The sequence below is a fragment of the uncultured Kocuria sp. genome (assembly GCF_947500125.1).
Taxonomy (GTDB): domain Bacteria; phylum Actinomycetota; class Actinomycetes; order Actinomycetales; family Micrococcaceae; genus Kocuria.
The window spans coordinates 26,648-44,905 of sequence record NZ_CANMRA010000019.1; the positions used below are offsets into that span (position 1 = coordinate 26,648).

Genomic DNA, 18,258 nt, shown 5'->3' on the forward strand with positions numbered 1-18,258 from the left:
GAAGGACGCACCGTGAAGTACCTGGTCCACATGGACATCCACCTCCCCACCGACATGCCCGCCGAGGAGGCCGCGGAGCTCAAGGCCACCGAGAAGGCCTACTCCCAGGAGCTGCAGCGCTCCGGGAAGTGGCCGGAGATCTGGCGCGTGGTCGGCGAGTACGCGAACTACTCGGTCTTCGACGTCGGGTCCCACGACGAGCTGCACGACGTCCTGCAGAACCTGCCGCTGTTCCCCTACATGGACATCACCGTGGTGCCCCTGGCCAAGCACCCCTCCGACGTGAAGTAGGACGGACCCGCAGCACCTGCCCGCCCCGCGAGGTGGCGGACGACGGCGACCCGGTCACCGGCTGTCGCCGTCGTCCGCCACCTCGCGGTCGTCCAAGGGCGGTCATTCGGGCGAGCGGTAGCGGGCGGCGAGCTCGCTGCGGGAGCGGATCCCGAGCTTCCCGTAGATGCGGGTCAGGTGGTACTGGACGGTCTTCTCCGCCAGGAACAGGGCCCGCGCGGTCTCCTTGTTGGTGGCCCCGCCCGAGACCAGCTCGGCCACCGCCTGCTCCTGGGCGGTGAGCTGCACGGCGGTCCGGCCCACGGCGGCGAGCACCGGGTCGGAGGGGTCGGGCAGGTTCCCGACGTCGAGGCCGGTCGCCTTGAGCTCGCGGTCGCAGCGCTCCACGTAGGTGGCGGCGCCCAGCGAGTCGTAGAGGTCCCGCGCGGTCCGCAGCACGGTGGAGGCCAGGCGCCGCTTGCCCGCGCGGCGCATGCTCTGCCCGAAGGCGAAGCTGATCCGGGCGCGCAGGTACGGGCGGTTGAGCCCGCGCAGGTGCCCCAGGGCCGCCTCGAAGTGCTCCCGCGCGGTGTCCGGATCGCCCTGCGCGGCGAGGATCCGCCCCCGGGCCCACGCCGAGCGCGCCTCGTCGGAGGGGATCCGCCGCTCGCGGCGCACCCGCTCGAACGCGGTGAGGAAGACGTCCGCGTCCTCGAGCCGGTCGGTCATGACGAGGGCGTTGACATAGGTGTCCTGCCACGGCCAGAAGGAGACCCGCTCGTCGGTCCACGGATCGATGTCCGTGAGCGGCTCCAGCACCCCCAGGGCGCTCTCGTAGTCGGCGCGGGCCTCGTGGAAGCGGGCCCGCGCGAGGCTGGCCGGGACCTGCATGGCCCGGTAGGTGCCCGGCTGCACGGCGGCCTGGGAGACGTAGTGGCGGGCCCGGTCCCAGTCCCCGCGCATCGACCACAGCTCCGCGGCGGTCCAGTACAGCAGCGGACGGATCAGCGGCATCTGGGAGGTCTCGAGGCGCACCGAGGCGCGGGAGACCGTGGCCGCCGCGGCGTCCCAGTCGCCCAGCACCAGCTGGGTGCGGGCCAGCCACGCCTCCGCCCACAGGGAGATCCGCAGGGACCCGCCCCGGTACTCCGTGGGGGCGGCCGCCTGGAAGTTGACGAGCGCCGTCTCGACGTCGTCGGCGCGCAGGGCGAGCCAGCCGGAGCCCATCTGGACGCGCTGCTTCTGGGCGTTCTCCGCGGCGTGCTCGAAGGCCCGCTCGTAGGAGGACTCGGCGTCCCGCAGCCGGCCCTGGGCGAAGAGGCCCAGGCCGTAGATGGCCTCGGACTCGATGTGGGCGGGGGTGCCGGGATCGGTGAGGGACATCGCGGTCTCCGCCCACCGGGTGATGACGGGGCCGTCCCAGGATGCCACGCCGTGCAGCACGAAGCGCTGGGCGATCTGCGCGGCGGCCGCGGGGTCCCGCTGCCGGTTGCTCGTGCGCCACGCCATCTCGAGCTGGGACTGCGCGCTGCGGTTCTGCCCCGACACCGTGGAGAGGTAGCCGAGCACCGACGAGCGCAGGGGGGAGGACGGCATGGCGTCCACGGCGGCCGCCCACATGCCGGCCTGGGCGATGTTGCCCGAGCCGACCAGGGCGTCCACGGCCCGGAGGAGACGGTCGTTGCGGGCGCGCGCGTCCGCGGAGAGCCGGGACGCCGAGAACAGCGCCGTGGCGACCTCCTGCCAGGCCCCCACCATCGCCTGCCGCCCGGCGAAGGCCTCGAGCTCCACGGCCAGCGGCTCGTCGGGCCCCGGGGTGGCGGAGACGCGGTGGCCGAGCTGCTCGCCCTCCTCGTGCACGGCGGCCGAGGACCGCCGGTGCAGCTCGATCCGCCGGCTGGGCACGATCAGCCCGTAGACGGCCTCCGCGGCGCCCGGCTCGAAGAACTGCACGACCGAGCGGGCCTGGTCCACGGACAGGTCCAGCAGCCCGGCGCGGTGGCCCTCGTCGAGGGCCTCCATCAGGGCGTCCACCCCGCTCACGTGGGCCACCTCGGCCAGGCCCGCGCTGCGCCCCAGCACGGAGACGGCCTCGGCCGTGCGGACCAGGTCGGGGGAGGCCCCGTCGAGGACGCTGTGCACACGTGCGCGCACCCGGGAGCTCGCCGGGAGGTCCGCGAACCAGGAGTGCCAGGTGTCCTCGGGCAGCTCGCGCAGCAGCTCGAGGACCTGCTGGGGCAGCCCGCCGGTGTGCCGGACGAGCCGGTGCGCGGCGGTCGCGCTGAGGTCCAGGCCGAAGTACCGGCGGGCCGCGGTCCGGACCTCCTCCGCCCCGAACGGCTCGAGGGGAATGCGCTGCACCTGGTGGCCGGTGAGGAAGTCGAGCACTCCGGCCGGGACGTGCCAGGCCTGCGCGGGGTCGAGGGTCAGGACGAACATGACCCGCTTGCCGTGCAGCCGGCGCATCACGAACACCAGGATCCGCAGGGTCTGCTCGTCCAGCCGGTGGGCGTCGTCGACGGTGACCACCACGCTCCCGCGGGTCTGCAGGCTCTCGAGGTGGGTGCTCAGGGTCGCGGCGTAGTTGACCGCCTGGGCGGGGCTCAGCTCCGCGACCGGGGCCGAGGGCAGCGCGGGCGCGCCGTCGAAGCCCCTGGACGAGCGCAGCGGCGTGGCGAGCATGAGCTGGCTGTACCCGGCGAGGGCGAGCTGGGACTCCCACTCGTCGCCGGTGGCGCTGAGCACCCGGACGCCTCGGGCGGTGGAGCGGCAGTGCTCCAGGAACAGCTCGAGCAGGGCGGTCTTGCCCGCGCCCAGCGGGCCGTCGAGCACCACGGTGCGGACGTGGCCCCTGCGCACGGTCCGCAGGACCTCGACGAGCTCCTCGAGCGCGCCGGCCCGCCCGACCAGCGGGAACTCCTCCCCGGGGTCTCCGTGGTGCAGGCCCGCCGTCATGGCCGCGAGTCTACCCCTGGAGGGGGCACGGCCACGCCGGCGGGCGTCCCCCCGGGGCTGCTCAGCCGAGGTCCCCGCCGGCGACCGGCAGGACGCTGCCGGTGACGTAGGAGGCCTCGTCGGAGGCGAGGAACACGATGGGCGCGGCCTGCTCGTCGAGGGTGCCGTAGCGCTTCACGAACGAGGAGTCCACGGTCTGGTCCACGATCACCTGGTACCAGGCCTTCTCCGTGGCGCTCTCGGCCTCGGGCCCGCGCCTGACCCTGCGGGGCGGGGCCTCCGTGCCGCCGGGGGCGGTGGCGACCACGCGGATCCCGCGGCCGGCGACCTCCATGGCCAGGGACTGGGTCAGGGCGTTGACCCCGCCCTTCGCCGCGGCGTAGGGCACGCGGTGCAGGCCGCGGGTGGCCACCGAGGAGACGTTGACGATCGTGCCCGAGCCCTGCTCGAGCATGGCCGGGAGCACGGCGCGGCAGGTCCACAGGGTCGGGAAGAGCGAGCGGCGGATCTCCTTCTCGATCTTCTCCTCGTCGTACTCCTCGTAGGGGCGGGCCCAGATGGTGCCGCCCACGTTGTTGACGAGCACGTCCACCCGCCCGTGGGCCGCGAGCGCGGCCTCGACGGCCTGCTGGGCCCCGGCCCAGGTCTCGAGGTCGGCGGTCACGGACGTGGCGGAACCGCCCGAGCCCGAGGCCTCGGCGGCCTCGGTGATGCCCCGGGCGACCTCGTGCACCAGCTCGGAGCGGTCCACGAGGACGACGGCGCCGCCCTCGGCGCCGATCCGCTCGGCCACCTTCTGCCCGATGCCCTGCGCGGACCCGGTCACGACCGCCACCTGGCCGGCGAAGCGGCCGGGGGTCACGAACTGTCCCGCGTACGGTGCGCCCATCAGCGACCGGCCTCCTTGGCGTCGATCGCCGTGGACATGGTCTGCTTGGCGTCGCGGGCGTGGATCATGATGACCTCGCGGGCCCGCTCCTTGTCGCCGCGCTCGAACGCCTCGACGACGTCGAGGTGGTCCTGGGCGACCCGGGCGAAGATCTCGGTGCCCTGCTCGAAGGTCGCGGCCATCTGCTCGCGCACGTCGAGCCGGCGGTAGGACTCCAGCAGCGTGGGGTTGTCGCAGACCATGAAGAGGTACTCGTGGAACTCCTCATTGGTGCGCACGTACTCCTCGGGGTCCTGGACGGTGCCGGCGCCCACGGAGCGCGTGGTGGCCTCCGCGAGACGCCGGAACTGCTCCAGCTGCTCCTCGGTCAGCCGGCCCATCATGAGCTCGGTGACGGCGAGCTCGAGGCCCATGCGGGCGTCGAGGTGGGCGAAGCTGTCCTCCTTGCGGAACTCCAGCCGCCCGGTCTCCATCGAGGAGAGCGCCTCGGAGCGGGTCATGGTGTCGCCCTCGGCAGCGATCTGCTCGGGGGAGGGCGGCGCGCCGGTCTCGGCGTCGCCGCCGGTGGTCTCCTTCGGCGCGAAGCGCTCGAAGTAGAAGTTCGCGGGCTCGATCCCCTCGCTGTCCAGCCACTTGGAGACGGCGTTGACCATGGGCGGCGGGCCGCACAGGTAGACGTCGACGTCGCCGTCGTTGAGGTGGGACGGCTCGATGATCTGGGTGACGTAGCCGGTGTGCGGGGCGGAGGTGCCCTCCTCGGAGGCGATGTAGTCCCAGGTGAAGTCCGGCAGCTTGGCCTCGTACGCACGGATCCAGTCCAGGCCCACGATGTCGGCCTCGCGGGTCACCCCGTAGATCAGGTGCACCGGGGTGCTGGGCGGGTTCTCGGAGAGCTTCTCCAGGATCGACAGGAGCGGGGCCAGGCCGGTGCCCCCGGCGAGCAGCAGCAGCGGGCGCTTGGGCTCGCGCAGGAAGAACGAGCCGTAGGGGCCGCTGAACTCGATGGTGTCCCCGACCTGGGCACGGTCGCGCAGGTACTCGGACATCGCCCCCTGCGGGGTGATGCGCACCATGAAGGCCGCGCCCTCGACCTCGGGGCCGCTGCTGAAGGAGTAGGAGCGCTCGGCGTCGGTGCCGGGCACCTTGATGTTGACGTACTGGCCGGGCAGGAACGCGAGGTCCTCCCGCTTCTCGACGTCGAGGGTGAAGGAGATCGTGGTCTCGGAGTGCTTGTCCAGCTCCTGGAGCGTGGAGCTGAACGTGGCCGCGGAGGTCTTCGCGGACTCGGCGGTCGCCGGGATCTGGATGGCCATGTCGGACTCGGGGACGGCCTGGCAGGTGAGCAGGTAGCCCTTCTCGAGCTCGTCCTCGGTCATGGCGTCGTCGATGAAGTCCCCGGGGTCGAAGGTGCCGGAGTCGCAGAAGGCCTTGCAGGTGCCGCAGGCGCCGTCGCGGCAGTCCGCGGGAATGTTGATGCGCGCCTTGTAGGCGGCGTCCAGGACGGTCTCGTAGTCGCCGACCTTGACGACCTTCGTGACGCCGTCCTCGAAGCTGAGGGCTACCTGGTGGCCCATGATTTCCTCCTGGGTGGGGGGCCGCGTCCGCGCGGCCCGGAAAAGTCTGTGGGGTGCTCGGTGAGCACAGGGTGCCGACGATCCGCCGCGACCGGCCCCGGGCGGGGGCCGGCCGCGGCAGGCGTCAGATCATGTAGACGTCCACCACGTGGTGGATGTAGTCGTTCTTCAGGACGACCTTCTTCTTCAGGATGACCGGCTTCTCGCCCGAGAGGTCGATCGTGTAGAAGCTGGTGCCGAAGTACGTGTCCGTGGTGTTGTAGCGGAAGTACAGCGTGAACCAGTTGAAGCGGACCTGCACCTGGTCGCCGTCGTGGGCGAGGATCTCCACGTCGGTGATGTTGTGCCCGGTGCGGGGGTCCGGCAGGGACGTGGCGGAGGAGCGGTCCGTCTTGATGCGGAACACGCGGTCCTCGATGCCGCCGCGGTTGTCGTAGTAGATCAGGGAGATCTCGTTCTGGGGGTCCTCGGTCAGCTGGTCGTCGTCCCCCCAGGACGGCATCCAGAACTCGGAGTCCGGGTGGTAGCACTCGAGCCACTCGTCGAACTGGCGGTCGTCCAGGAGGCGGGCCTCCTTGTAGAGGAAGGCGCGCACGGTCTCGAGCGTCGCGATCTCCTCGGCGGTCTTCAGCGCCGTCACGGGGTTCAGCAGGTTGGCCATGGTGTTCTGCACTCTTTCTGTGGTTCGGGGGAGTCCGGGTCAGGCGGTCACGGGAGCGGACTGCGCGGCGGCGCGCTCCTCCGCGGCCAGCCCCTTGTCCATGACGTCCTTCCAGAAGCCGTGCTGGACCGGGTACAGGCCCTCGTCCTCGGTGCGCACGCCGGAGGCGATGACCTTGGTCATGCCGAGGGCCTGGGCCTGCTCGTCGGGGCCCTGGATCTCGTGCGCGGCGCCGCGGGACATGTCGTTCCACGGGGCCGAGGTGGCCCAGTAGGTCTTGTTGCAGGAGCGGAACTCCTCGAGGTCGTCCGGGGTCGCCATGCCGGTCGCGTTGAAGAAGTCCTCGTACTGGCGGATGCGCTTCGAGCGGTTCTCCTGCGACTCGCCCTTGGGGGCGATGCAGTAGATGGTGACCTCGGTCTGGTCCGCGGAGATCGGCCGGAAGTGGCGGATCTGCGAGGAGAACTGGTCCATGATGTACACGTTCGGGTACAGGCAGAGATTGCGCGAGATGTTGATCATGAAGTTCGCCATCTCCTCGCCGTACTTGTCGACGAGCTCCTCGCGCCGGTCCCACAGCGGGCGGTCCTCCGGGTTGGTCCACTCCTGCCACAGCAGCAGGTGGCCGTGCTCGTAGGAGTAGAACCCGCCCTTGACCTTGCCCCACTTGCCGGCGTCCATGGCCTTGGTCTTGTTGGCGGAGTCCCCGGCGGTGCGGCGGGCGGTGGTCGCGGCGTAGTTCCAGTGCACCGAGGTCACGTGGTAGCCGTCGGCGCCGTTCTCCGCCTGGACCTTCCAGTTGCCGTCGTAGGTGTAGGTCGAGGCGCCGCGCAGGACCTCGAGGCCCTCGGGGGACTGGTCCACGATCGAGTCGATCACCGTGGTGGCGTCGCCCAGGTGCTCCTCGAGGGGCAGCACGTCCGGGTTCAGGGAGCCGAACAGGAAGCCTCGGTAGGACTCGAAGCGGGCGACCTTGGTCAGGTCGTGCGAGCCCTCCTTGTTGAAGTTCTCCGGGTAGCCGCCGTTGCGGCCGTCCTTGACCTTGAGCAGCTCGCCGGAGTTCTTGAACGTCCAGCCGTGGAAGGGGCAGGTGAAGGTGGTGCGGTTGTCCGTCTTGCGCCGGCACAGCATCGCGCCGCGGTGGGAGCACGCGTTGACGATGCAGTTGAGCTTCTCGTCCTTGTCGCGGGTGATCACGACCGGGGTGCGGCCGATGTAGGTGGTGAAGTAGTCGCCCACGTTGGGGATCTGCGACTCGTGGGCCAGGTACACCCAGTTGCCCTCGAAGATGTACTTCATCTCCAGCTCGAAGATCTCCTCGTCGGTGAAGATCTCCCGCTTCGCCCGGATGACGCCGTTCTCGCGGTCGTCCACGACGGCGTCGGAGAGGACCTCGCGAACGTGGGTCAGGTTCTCGGTCATGACGTGCTCCTTCTGATCGGGATGTCTGGGCGGGACGTCTGCTCGGGACGTGCGGGCCGGGGCCGCTGCTGCGACCGGCTCCTGCCGGACGGTACAGAGCCAGTCTGGTGTCCCGTGACTCCGATCACATCAGGCAAACCCCTAGGAGTAACCCAGGGTGGGTTTATTCCGCATTATGTGCACAAAATGGGTCCAATCGATATTTGTCGCGTCCTGATCGCCCACCTAGGCTGAGGGGGACGTCGACGTGTCCGGTGTCACAACCGGAAGGCCTCGCGCTGGGGGCCTCGAGCTGCATCGGGAGCGACAGGCACGACGGGCGTCCCTGAATACCGTTCAACGAGGAATGTGGAGAACACCATGACGGAGACCCACGCGGCAACGCGCAAGGAGAACGAGGGCACCGCGGTCGAGGCCGGGTCCAAGGCCACCGAGCGGTTCACCGCCTCGGGCAAGCTGGCGAAGCTGGACGTGCCGAAGGAGCGGGTGTCCCTGCTGGCCGGTGCCGCGATCAAGGCGATCAACGACATCGCGGTCGAGCACGAGGTCACCTACGAGGAGTACAACGCCCTGAAGGCCTGGCTGATCAAGGTCGGCACGGACGGGGAGTGGCCGCTGTTCCTGGACGTGTGGCTGGAGCACACCATCGAGGACGTCAACTCCCAGGAGCGCCCCGGAGCCGTCGGCACCATCGAGGGCCCCTACTACGTGCCCGACTCCCCGGTGCTGCCCACCCCGGCGACCCTGGAGATGCGCGAGGACGAGCCCGGCACCCCGCTGCTGTTCAAGGGCCGGTTCACCGACACCGACGGCAACCCGCTGCAGGGCGCCCAGGTGGAGATCTGGCACGCCGACGCCAACGGCTTCTACTCCCAGTACGCCCCGGAGCTACCCGAGTGGCTGTTCCGCGGCACGGTGAAGGCCGACGAGAACGGCTACTTCGAGATCAACACCAAGCGCCCGGCCCCGTACCAGATTCCCACCGACGGGGCCTGTGGGCAGCTGATCGCCGCGGCCGGCTGGCACGCCTGGCGCCCGGCGCACATCCACATCAAGGTCTCCGCCCCCGGGTACCAGCTGGTCACCCAGCAGCTGTACTTCCCCGGCGACCCGCACAACGAGGACGACATCGCCTCGGCGGTCAAGCCCGAGCTGATGCTGGATCCCAAGCCGCGCACCGACGGCGGCGAGGGCGAGGAGGTCGTCTACGACTACGTCCTCGCCAAGGAGGGCCAGACCAAGTAGGACCCCACCCCGCGGGCGCGATGCCCGCGGTGCATCAGGAACGCCCCCGTCGGCCTCGGCCGGCGGGGGCGTTCCCGTGTGCGGAGGTGCCGAGCGGCGCCCCGCCCGGGCAAATCTCCGGGGGTCGTCGCCCGGGCGGGGGCGACACGGACACAAAACGCACAGTCGGCTTGCTCATGCAGATCACTGGGTCTAAGGTAAATCTGTCGTCGGCGATGGCCCGGAGGTGATCCCCCCATCTGCCTCCGGATGGTTCCTGCCGACGACTGGCGTCCCATTCCCCCGATCGGGATGCCCGACAGGCCCTGCCGATCCCCCCATGCGGCAGGGCCTGTCCCCTGTCCGGGGTCGCCGTGGAGCAGGCTGGCCCTGAGCCCCGAGCCCTGAGCCCTGAGCCCTGAGCCCTGAGTGCGTCAGGACTGCGGTGTCAGCACAGCCCCAGTTCCTCGAGCCGGGGGACCACCTTGCCGGAGACTGAGAGCAGTGCGTCCATCTCCTCCCGGGTCAGGTGGTCGATCAGCGCCGCGCGCACCAGCTCGAGATGACCGGGGGCGGAGGCCTCGATGGCATGGCGCCCCTCCGGGGTGATCCGCACGTCGAGTCCGCGCGCGTCGCTGTCGCACGGCAGCCGCTCGAGCAGCCCGCGCCGGGCCATCCGGGAGAGCAGGTGGGACAGGCGGCTGCGCTCCCAGCCGAGGTCGTGGAGGAGGTCGCGGGAGCGGATCACGCCGGTGTCGCTCTCCGAGAGCAGCACGAGAACCTCGTACTCGGAGCCGGACAGTGCGCTGTCGCGGGAGAGCTGGCGGTCCACCGCGGTCTGCATGCCGCGGCTCAGGGCCAGGAAGCCGCGCCAGACGCGCTGCTCCTCGTCCGACAGCCAGTTGACCTCGTCGGTCTCCGGGTGGCTCATGCGGCAGTCCTCTCGTGGGGCGAAAGAACCCAGATTAGATGACGTGTCAACAAATGTCAAGCGCCCGGCGGTCCACCCTTCGGGCCGGGGTCGTCGCCGGCGTCGCGGCCGTACCGTGTCCGGCGGCGGTGGATCCACTCCGAGTCGTAGTGGTCCCCGAGCCCGGGCGCGGGCCGCCGGAGGCGTTCGGCGTAGCCGGTGGGGCGCAGCGGGGAGTCGTCGTCGTCGACCGGCGTGAAGGAGGCCATGGCCACGAGGCCGAAGCCCAGGCCCGCCGCGACCACCAGGGTCATGCCCGAGACGACCAGGACGCTGACGTACTCCTCGACCAGGTGCGCGCGCGCGGTGCCCGCCAGCAGGGGCTGGGCCCCGAGAGCCCCGGCCAGGAGCAGGGCGCCCAGCAGCAGCAGCGCGGAAGGGATGAGCCACAGTCTCGACCGGCTCCGCAGCGGGGGCACCGACGCGTCCCGGAGGGCCGGGTGCAGCTGGGCCTGGACGACGACGAAGCCCACGAGGCCGGGCAGGACGAGCAGGGCTCCGGCCACCCAGCCCCACGCGGTGCCCAGGGCGGCGAGCCCGCCGCCGACCAGCAGGCCCAGCATCACGAAGGTGAAGGAGAGTCCGCGCGCCATCCGCCGGGCGGCCCGCGGTGAGGCCGCGGGCCCGCGCGCCGCCCGAGGTCCGGATCGGGGCGGGACGTGCTGCGGGGGAAGGCGCTGCCCGTACTCGGGCTCGTTGCCGTGGGTGCTCATGGGCGGACTGTTCCGTGGTGGGAGGGTGCTGGACGCCTCCACTGTAGACCTCGCCCCCGACGCGACCTCCCCTGGCGCCCCTGCTGTGATTGACATATCATCAAAAACGAGGGGCGGGAGGTGCGGCCGTCCCGCCGCCGACCGCCGTCCCGGCCGGTGGCGCCCCGACCAGCAGCACCGCGAGGAGCCACCATGTCACAGCGCAGCACCCAGCGGTCCGAGCACAGCACCGCCGGAGCCTACGTGCACCCCGGCAAGGAGTTCACCCGGGACACCGCCTACATCGAGGACCGGATCGTCCGCGACCCGGCGAGTGCCGTCGTCCCCGAGGGGGCCCAGGCCTGGCCCGTCGAGGCCGGCCGCTACCGCCTCGTCGCCGCACGGGCCTGCCCCTGGGCCAACCGGACCCTCGTCGTGCGACGGCTGCTGGGGCTCGAGGACGTCCTGTCGGTGGGGCTGCCCGGTCCCGTCCACGACGTGCGCTCGTGGACGTTCGACCTCGACCCGGACGGCAGGGACCCGGTGCTGGGCATCGAGCGGCTCCAGGAGGCGTACTTCGCCCGCCACCCCGACTACCCGCGGGGGATCACCGTGCCGGCGGTGGTGGAGATCGAGAGCGGCAAGGTCGTGACCAACGACTTCCCCCGGATCACGGAGGACCTCGCCAAAGAGTGGGGCGCGTTCCACCGCGAGGGCGCCCCCGACCTCTGGCCGGCCGATCTCGAGGACGAGATGCGCGAGGTCATGCAGCGCGTCTACACCGAGGTCAACAACGGGGTCTACCGGTGCGGCTTCGCCGGCTCGCAGCAGGCCCACGAGAAGGCCTACGCGCGGCTGTGGGCCGCCATGGACTGGCTCGAGGACCGCCTCGCGACCCGCCGCTACCTCATGGGCGAGCACATCACCGAGGCGGACGTGCGGCTGTTCACCACCCTGGTGCGCTTCGACCCGGTCTACCACTCGCACTTCAAGTGCTCGCGCAACAAGCTCACCGAGATGCCCCACCTGTGGGGCTACGCCCGGGACCTCTTCCAGACCCCCGGGTTCGGCGACACCGTGGACTTCGAGCAGATCAAGCAGCACTACTTCGTGGTCCACGAGGACATCAACCCGTCCCAGATCGTTCCCGTGGGCCCCGACCTGGACAACTGGGTGTCCGCGCACGGCCGGGAGGCCCTCGGCGGTTCGCCCTTCGGGGCGGGGACCGCACCGGGACCCGTCCGGCCGGAGGAGCGGGTTGACCGACGTCACACGCCACTGACCGTCTGAGCGTTCCGCAGGGTCGGCGCGCCGCCTAGACTGGACAGCTCCTACGGCCCGGGCCCGTCCGCGGGGACGGGCGTCCCAGGGGCCTCCCGTCCCCGCCGCTCCCTTCTCGGAAAGGACCCCTCCGTGGCCCCCTACCGCAACCAGCGCGCCGCCGCGCTGCCCGCCCGCCCGTCCCGCTCGTGGCTGCTCACGTCGGCCGCCGACCCCTCCGTCTTCCCGGCGGCGCTCGCGTCCGAGGCGGACTCCGTGGTGTTCGACATCGAGGACGCCATCCCCGCCGAGGGCAAGGACCAGGCCCGCCAGAACGTCGTGGAGGCCTTCGAGGCCGGTGCGAGCGCCTGGGTGCGGATCAACGACATCACCACCCCGTACTGGGAGCAGGACCTCGCCGCCCTCAGCAGGGTCGGCCACCTGCGCGGGATCATGCTGGCCAAGACGGAGCACCCCGACCACATCACCAAGACGGCCATGATGGCCCCGGCCGGCACGCCGGTCGTGGCGCTCATCGAGTCGGCCGTGGGGATCATGAACGCCAACGACATCGCCCGCGCGCCCGGGGTGTTCCGGCTCGCCTTCGGGGTCGGCGACTTCCGCCGGGACACCGGTGTCAGCGCCGACCCCATGGCGCTGGCGTTCGCGCGCTCGAGCCTCGTCGTGGCCTCCCGGGTGGGGGAGCTGCCCGGTCCCATCGACGGGCCGACCCTGGGCGCCTCGGAGGAGGGGCTCGCCGAGGCGTGCGCCGTGACGCAGTCCATGGGCATGACGGGCAAGCTCTGCCTGGACCCGCAGCAGACGGACGGGATCAACCGCAACCTCGCCCCGAGCGATCAGGAGATCACCTGGGCGCGCGAGCTCATCACGCAGCACGACTCCGGGCACGTCGTGGGCGACGGCAGCTACCTCCCGCGCCTGGCCCGGGCCCGCAAGGTGTCCGAGCTCGCGCAGACCTACGGGCTCTGGAACCGCTGAGCGCCCCGGGCGCTCCCCTCAGCCCAGCCAGCGGGTCATGAGCTCCCGGAAGACGGGGTCCGTCAGCGCCGCCGCCCGGTGGTGCGCGGGCACGGGGTCCCCGTCCGGGACCGACGGCACGGCCACGACCACGAGTCCCGCCGCCACGGCCGAGGTCGCGCCCACCACGGAGTCCTCCACCGCCAGCGCCTGGCCCGGGGCGAAGCCCAGCCGCCGCACGGCCTCGGCGTAGATGTCCGGGGCCGGCTTGCCGCGGGGCACGTCCTCGGAGGAGACCCACGTGCTCAGGTGGGGGGCGAAGCCGGCCTCCTCCAGCTTCACGCCGAGGATCGTGCTCGTGGAGTTGCTGGCCACGGCCACGGGCAGCCGCTCGGCGAACGCGCGCACGGTCTCGAGCGCTCCCGGCAGGGGGACGATGTGACCGGTCAGCGTCTGCTCCTCGGTGCGCAGCACATCGGCGTGGACCGCGGCCCGGTCGGCCTGCGCGGCCTCGGCGATCGCCGTGGCGACGTCCGCCGCGGACCAGCCCATCATCCGGCGCTCCATGGCCTCGGTGAACTCGAGCCCGTGGCGCTCGCAGACGAGGCGCTGGACCCGGGCCCAGTTCGCCTCCGTGTCCATGAGGATGCCGTCGCAGTCGAACACCACGCACGCCGGGGCCCATCCGGGGGCGGGCGCCGGCAGCTCGGAGGAGGGCGTGGGCAGCGACGGCGTGGGGGCGGGGAAAGACGTCATGCTCCCATGGTGCCCCACCGGACCCCGGCCGCGGCGGGGGTGTGAGCAGGGCAACGCCCGGAATAAGCCGTCCGTCCCGGGGTGTTGCCGCCACCGAACCCCTTCGTGCCATCCCCGACGGAAGAAGCCCGCCCTTGCCCACCACCTCCCGCGTCCCGCTGTCCGCCCTCGACCTCGTGCCCCTGTCGGAGGGCCGCTCCACGGCGGACGCCCTCCGCGAGGCGGTGGACCTCGCCCGCCGGCTCGACGCGTCCGGCTACCGTCGCCTGTGGTACGCCGAGCACCACAACACGGAGGCCTTCGCGTCCTCCGCCACCGCGGTGCTCATCGGTCAGGCCCTCGCCGCCACGGAGCGCCTCCGCGTGGGCTCCGGCGGGATCATGCTGCCCAACCACGTGCCGCTGACCGTGGCCGAGGCCTTCGGCACGCTCGCCAACCTCTATCCCGGCCGCGTGGAGCTGGGCCTGGGCCGGGCCCCGGGCACCGACATGCGCACCGCCCTCGAGCTGCGGCGCGGCCACGCCGGTCACGACACCTTCGAGGCCGACGTGCGCCGTCTGGTGCGTCTGTTCGGCGGCCAGGAGCAGGAGGTCGTCCGGGCGCCCGTGGCCCGGGGGACGGACGTTCCCCTGTGGATCCTCGGCTCCTCGACCGGTGGCGCGGAGGTCGCCGCCCGGCTCGGTCTGCCCTACGCGTTCGCCTCCCACTTCGCCCCGGCCATGATCATGGACGCCATCGCCCTGTACCGGCAGCGCTTCGACGCGCACGCCCCGACCGCCACGGTCGAGCGCCCGCACGTGATGGTCGCGGCGAACGTCCTCGCCGCCGACACCGACGAGGAGGCGCGGCGCCAGTTCACCACCCACCAGCTGCTGGTGCGCGGGATCGCGCGCAACGACCGACGCCCGCTCCAGCCCCCGGTCGAGCGCGTCGAGCTCACCGCGGCGGAGGCGGGCATGGTGGAGGAGCACCTCGCCGTCTCGGCGGTCGGCACGCCCGAACGGGTGGTCGCCGACCTCGAGCAGATCGTCGAGCTCACCCGGGCCGACGAGCTGATGCTCAACAGCTACGCCCACGACCCCGAGGTGCGCGCCCGGTCCTACGAGCTCGTCGCCCACGCCTGGTGAGCGCACCGGCCCGGCGCCGCCCGTCCCGACCCCCCGACCTCCGACCGCACGACCTCCGACCGCACGACCTGCACCCCGAGATCTCCGCACCACGACAGGAGCACCGCATGACCACCGTCCCCGCCCTCGAGGCCGCCTCCGCCGACTCCGGCTTCCACCGCACCACGATCGAGCGCCGCCCGGTGGGCCCGGGCGACGTCGAGATCGACATCCACTTCGCCGGCATCTGCCACTCCGACATCCACACCGCGCGCGACGAGTGGGGCGGCACGCACTTCCCGGTCACCCCGGGGCACGAGATCGTCGGCCGCGTCAGCGCCGTGGGGGAGGCCGTGACCGGCTTCGCACCCGGCGACACGGTGGGCGTCGGCTGCTTCGTCGACTCCTGCGGCCGGTGCGAGCAGTGCGCCGACGGCCAGGAGCAGTTCTGCACCGAGGGCGTGACGGCCACCTACAACACGCCCCAGGCCGACGGCACGGTGACCAGGGGCGGCTACAGCGGCGCGATCGTGGTCGACGAGCGCTTCGTGCTGCGCGTCCCCGAGGCCCTGGATCCCGCCAGGGCAGCCCCGCTGCTGTGCGCCGGGATCACCACCTACGCGCCGTTCAGGCGCTGGGGCGCAGGGCCCGGCCGGCGGGTCGCCGTCCTGGGCATGGGCGGGCTCGGCCACGTCGCCGTGAAGATCGCCGCGGCCATGGGCGCCGAGGTCACCGTGCTGAGCCAGAGTCTGTCGAAGCAGGAGGACGGCCTGGCGTTCGGCGCGAGCGACTACTGGGCCACGAAGGACCCCGAGACCTTCGAGCGCAACAAGGGCCGCTTCGACCTGATCCTCAACACCGTCTCCGCGGACCTGCCCGTCGAGAAGTACCTCTCCCTGCTGCGGGTCGACGGCGTGCTGTGCTCCGTGGGGCTCCCCACCGAGCCGTACAGCGTCCGCCCGGGCGCCCTGATCGGTCCGCAGCGCGTGCTCACGGGCTCGATGGTCGGGGGGATCCCGCAGACCCAGGAGATGCTCGACTTCTGCGCGGAGCACGGCGTGGAGTCCGAGATCGAGCTGATCGGCGCCGAGGACGTCGAGGCCGCCTACGACCGGGTGGTCGCCTCGGACGTGCGGTACCGCTTCGTCATCGACGTCGCCCGCACCCTGGCGTAGCCGCGCGGACCGTCAGCAGCCTGCGGCTCCGGCCGTGCTGATGGATAGAGTGGGGTCCATGGCCGACACCACCACTACCGACGGCGCGCTGCGCCGGCTCGCCGAGGCCTACCGGGTCTCCACGACCTACGCCGGGTTCGACGGACGGGAGCGGGACGTCCCGGAGCCGACGCTGCGCGCCGTCCTGGACGCGCTGGGCGCGGACGCCGCCGACGACGACGCGATCGAGGCGTGCCTCGCCCAGCGGGAGCTGGCACCCTGGCGGCGGGTGCTGCCGCCCGTGGTGGTCGCCGTCGCGGGGGAGCGCACCCGCTTCGCGGCGCACGTCCCGCACGGCGCCACGGTGCGCGTGACCATCGTGGCGGAGGACGGGACCCGGATCACGGCGCCCCCGGTGGACAACTGGCGCTCCCCGCGCGACGTGGACGGCGTCCTCACCGGCCAGGCCACGTTCGAGGTGCCCGAGGCCCTCGCCGTGGGCTGGTACGAGGTCCGCGCCGAGTGCCCCGAGGTCGACGGCGGACGCCCGGTCACGACGCCGCTGGCCGTGACCCCGCGGTACCTGTCCAGCACCGACCGGCTGCACGGCCGGCACCGCTGGGGCTACATGGCGCAGATCTACTCGGTGACCTCCGGGCGGTCGTGGGGCGTGGGCGACATCTCGGACCTCGCGAGCCTCGCCGCGATCTCGGGGGAGCAGGGGGCGGACTACCTGCTGGTCAACCCGCTGCACGCCGCCGAGCCCGCCCCGCCGGTGGAGCCCTCGCCGTACCTGCCGACCAGCCGCCGCTTCTTCAACCCCCTCTACCTGCGCATCGCCGAGGTCCCCGAGTACTCCTACCTGCGCCCGGCCGACCTCGAGGTGGTCAACACGCTGGCCGCGATCCAGCGCAAGGACAACCTGGACACCAGCACCATCGACCGGGACAAGGCGTACGCGGCCAAGCTGAAGAGCCTCGAGCTGCTGTTCACCGTCCGCCGCTCCCCGCACCGCCAGCAGCAGCTGCGCCGGTTCGTGGCCGAGGGCGGGCAGGGCCTGCAGGACTTCGGCCTGTGGTGCGCGCTGCGGGAGGAGCTCGGCGAGGACGCCCCCGAGTGGGACGACGTCGCCGCGGGCCCGGACGCCCCGTACGCGGTGGAGGCGCGGACCCGGCTGTCCCGCAGGATCGACTTCCACGTGTGGATGCAGTGGCTGCTGGACGAGCAGCTCGAGGCCGCCCAGCGCGCGGCGCACCTGGCCGGGATGGACATCGGCGTGATCCACGACCTCGCCGTGGGCGTGCACAAGCAGGGCGCCGACGCGTGGACGCTCCAGGACGTGCTGGCCTCCGGCGTCAGCGTGGGCGCGCCCGCGGACATGTACAACCAGAAGGGCCAGAACTGGTCCCAGCCCCCGTGGCACCCGGAACGCCTGGCCGAGGCGGGCTACCTGCCCTGGCGGGACATGCTGCGCACGATCTTCCGGCACGCCGGCGGCATCCGGGTGGACCACGTCCTGGGCCTGTTCCGGCTGTGGTGGATCCCGGACGGCCAGGAGGCCTCGGAGGGCGCCTACGTCTACTACGACCACGAGGCGATGGTCGGCATCCTCGCGCTCGAGGCGGAGCTCGCCGGGGCGGTGGTGGTCGGGGAGGACCTCGGCACCCTCGAGCCGTGGGTGCGGGAGTACCTCGCGGAGCGCGGCGTGCTGGGGACGTCGATCCTGTGGTTCGAGGTGGACGGTGACGAGCCCCTCCCGCCGGCGCGGTACCGGGAGCTGAGCATGGCCTCGGTCAGCACCCACGACTTCCCGCCCACCGCGGGCTTCCTGGAGGGCGTGCAGGTGGACGTGCGCCAGGAGCTCGGCCTGCTGGCGCGGCCCGTGGAGGAGGAGCGGGCCGAGGCCAGCCGGCAGCTCGACACGTTCTTCGCGGCCGTCGCCGCGGACGGGCTCCTCCCTGACGGGGACGCCACGGACGAGCAGGGCCTGGTCGAGGCGCTGCACCGCTACCTCGCGCAGTCCCCGGCGCTGCTGTTCAACGTCTCCCTCGTGGACGCCGTCGGTGAGCGCCGGATGCAGAACCAGCCGGGCACGGGGGACGAGTACCCCAACTGGCGCGTCCCCCTGGCCGACCAGGCGGGCAACCCGGTGCTCATCGAGCAGCTGCCGGACAACGCCCGCGCGAACTCCCTGGTGCGCGCGGTCAACGAGGCGCTCGGCAACCGGTCCCGCTTCCGGCCGGTCGGGGAGCCCGAGCAGCCCCAGCACACCGACCGCACGGCGCCCTGACCGGTCCCGGCGACCGCGCCGGCACCACGCCCCTGCCCTGCCCCTGCCTCGAACGGA

At 72.1% G+C, this 18,258-nt stretch carries 15 protein-coding genes; 7 read left to right on the forward strand and 8 right to left on the reverse strand.

Annotated features, from left to right (window positions below; genetic code table 11):
• Positions 1–12: 12 nt before the first annotated feature.
• Complete coding sequence (gene catC / locus Q0817_RS12985) at positions 13–291, forward strand: muconolactone Delta-isomerase (protein ID WP_298588729.1); 279 nt, start codon at positions 13–15, stop codon at positions 289–291.
• A 102-nt stretch (positions 292–393) separates the two neighbouring features.
• On the opposite strand, the gene Q0817_RS12990 is transcribed toward catC, so the two are convergent.
• From Q0817_RS12990 to benA, 5 genes are all read right to left on the reverse strand, one after another.
• Complete coding sequence (locus Q0817_RS12990) at positions 394–3,225, reverse strand: LuxR family transcriptional regulator (RefSeq protein WP_298588732.1); 2,832 nt, start codon at positions 3,223–3,225, stop codon at positions 394–396.
• 61 nt (positions 3,226–3,286) lie between these two features.
• The gene (locus Q0817_RS12995; RefSeq protein ID WP_298588735.1) at positions 3,287–4,114 is read right to left on the reverse strand and encodes a 1,6-dihydroxycyclohexa-2,4-diene-1-carboxylate dehydrogenase; all 828 of its coding nucleotides are present in this window, start codon (positions 4,112–4,114) and stop codon (positions 3,287–3,289) included.
• Positions 4,114–5,688 carry a benzoate 1,2-dioxygenase electron transfer component BenC gene (gene benC, locus Q0817_RS13000; protein WP_298588738.1) on the reverse strand — a complete coding sequence of 525 codons (1,575 nt, stop codon included), beginning with the start codon at positions 5,686–5,688 and terminating at the stop codon, positions 4,114–4,116. The genes Q0817_RS12995 and benC overlap by 1 nt, the downstream gene beginning before the upstream one ends.
• A gap of 124 nt (positions 5,689–5,812) precedes the next feature.
• Entirely contained in the window at positions 5,813–6,349 is a 537-nt protein-coding gene (gene benB / locus Q0817_RS13005; RefSeq protein ID WP_298588741.1) for a benzoate 1,2-dioxygenase small subunit, read from the reverse strand.
• Positions 6,350–6,388: 39 nt separating this feature from the next.
• A complete protein-coding gene (gene benA / locus Q0817_RS13010; protein ID WP_298588744.1) occupies positions 6,389–7,771 on the reverse strand; it encodes a benzoate 1,2-dioxygenase large subunit in 1,383 nt (460 codons plus the stop codon).
• Between the two features lie 360 nt (positions 7,772–8,131).
• Between benA and catA the strand changes: the two genes are divergently transcribed.
• Positions 8,132–9,016, forward strand: a complete 885-nt coding sequence (catA, locus tag Q0817_RS13015; RefSeq protein WP_298588747.1) for a catechol 1,2-dioxygenase — start codon at positions 8,132–8,134, stop codon at positions 9,014–9,016.
• A 427-nt stretch (positions 9,017–9,443) separates the two neighbouring features.
• Here the strand turns inward: catA and Q0817_RS13020 are convergent, their stop codons facing one another.
• Positions 9,444–9,926 carry a MarR family winged helix-turn-helix transcriptional regulator gene (locus Q0817_RS13020; protein WP_298588750.1) on the reverse strand — a complete coding sequence of 161 codons (483 nt, stop codon included), beginning with the start codon at positions 9,924–9,926 and terminating at the stop codon, positions 9,444–9,446.
• A 56-nt stretch (positions 9,927–9,982) separates the two neighbouring features.
• Complete coding sequence (locus Q0817_RS13025) at positions 9,983–10,678, reverse strand: hypothetical protein (RefSeq protein ID WP_298588753.1); 696 nt, start codon at positions 10,676–10,678, stop codon at positions 9,983–9,985.
• Between the two features lie 192 nt (positions 10,679–10,870).
• On the opposite strand from Q0817_RS13025, the gene Q0817_RS13030 reads away from it, so the two are divergent.
• Both Q0817_RS13030 and Q0817_RS13035 read left to right on the forward strand, forming a co-directional pair.
• Positions 10,871–11,947, forward strand: coding sequence for a glutathione S-transferase family protein (locus tag Q0817_RS13030; protein WP_298588756.1), 1,077 nt, complete (start codon positions 10,871–10,873; stop codon positions 11,945–11,947).
• 123 nt (positions 11,948–12,070) lie between these two features.
• Positions 12,071–12,916 (forward strand): CoA ester lyase, encoded by an 846-nt coding sequence (locus Q0817_RS13035; RefSeq protein ID WP_298588759.1) that lies wholly within the window; start codon positions 12,071–12,073, stop codon positions 12,914–12,916.
• A gap of 18 nt (positions 12,917–12,934) precedes the next feature.
• On the opposite strand, the gene Q0817_RS13040 is transcribed toward Q0817_RS13035, so the two are convergent.
• Positions 12,935–13,651: an HAD family phosphatase gene (locus Q0817_RS13040; RefSeq protein WP_298588762.1), complete on the reverse strand. Its 717-nt coding sequence runs from the start codon at positions 13,649–13,651 to the stop codon at positions 12,935–12,937.
• Positions 13,652–13,785: 134 nt separating this feature from the next.
• On the opposite strand from Q0817_RS13040, the gene Q0817_RS13045 reads away from it, so the two are divergent.
• The 3 genes from Q0817_RS13045 to malQ all read left to right on the forward strand — a co-directional run bounded on the left by Q0817_RS13045 (position 13,786) and on the right by malQ (position 18,201).
• Entirely contained in the window at positions 13,786–14,778 is a 993-nt protein-coding gene (locus Q0817_RS13045) for an LLM class flavin-dependent oxidoreductase (RefSeq protein ID WP_298588764.1), read from the forward strand.
• Positions 14,779–14,885: 107 nt separating this feature from the next.
• Entirely contained in the window at positions 14,886–15,932 is a 1,047-nt protein-coding gene (locus tag Q0817_RS13050) for an NAD(P)-dependent alcohol dehydrogenase (RefSeq protein WP_298588767.1), read from the forward strand.
• 58 nt (positions 15,933–15,990) lie between these two features.
• On the forward strand, positions 15,991–18,201 hold the full coding sequence (gene malQ, locus Q0817_RS13055) for a 4-alpha-glucanotransferase (protein WP_298588770.1): 2,211 nt from the start codon (positions 15,991–15,993) through the stop codon (positions 18,199–18,201).
• Positions 18,202–18,258: the final 57 nt, after the last annotated feature.

Coding starts and splice junctions, on each gene's coding strand:
- Q0817_RS12990 (WP_298588732.1), bottom strand. CDS start 3,225: ATGACGGCGGGCCTGCACCACGGAGACCCCGGGGAGGAGTTCCCGCTG.
- Q0817_RS12995 (WP_298588735.1), bottom strand. CDS start 4,114: ATGGGCGCACCGTACGCGGGACAGTTCGTGACCCCCGGCCGCTTCGCC.
- benC (WP_298588738.1), bottom strand. CDS start 5,688: ATGGGCCACCAGGTAGCCCTCAGCTTCGAGGACGGCGTCACGAAGGTC.
- benB (WP_298588741.1), bottom strand. CDS start 6,349: ATGGCCAACCTGCTGAACCCCGTGACGGCGCTGAAGACCGCCGAGGAG.
- benA (WP_298588744.1), bottom strand. CDS start 7,771: ATGACCGAGAACCTGACCCACGTTCGCGAGGTCCTCTCCGACGCCGTC.
- catA (WP_298588747.1), top strand. CDS start 8,132: ATGACGGAGACCCACGCGGCAACGCGCAAGGAGAACGAGGGCACCGCG.
- Q0817_RS13020 (WP_298588750.1), bottom strand. CDS start 9,926: ATGAGCCACCCGGAGACCGACGAGGTCAACTGGCTGTCGGACGAGGAG.
- Q0817_RS13025 (WP_298588753.1), bottom strand. CDS start 10,678: ATGAGCACCCACGGCAACGAGCCCGAGTACGGGCAGCGCCTTCCCCCG.
- Q0817_RS13030 (WP_298588756.1), top strand. CDS start 10,871: ATGTCACAGCGCAGCACCCAGCGGTCCGAGCACAGCACCGCCGGAGCC.
- Q0817_RS13040 (WP_298588762.1), bottom strand. CDS start 13,651: ATGACGTCTTTCCCCGCCCCCACGCCGTCGCTGCCCACGCCCTCCTCC.
- Q0817_RS13050 (WP_298588767.1), top strand. CDS start 14,886: ATGACCACCGTCCCCGCCCTCGAGGCCGCCTCCGCCGACTCCGGCTTC.
- malQ (WP_298588770.1), top strand. CDS start 15,991: ATGGCCGACACCACCACTACCGACGGCGCGCTGCGCCGGCTCGCCGAG.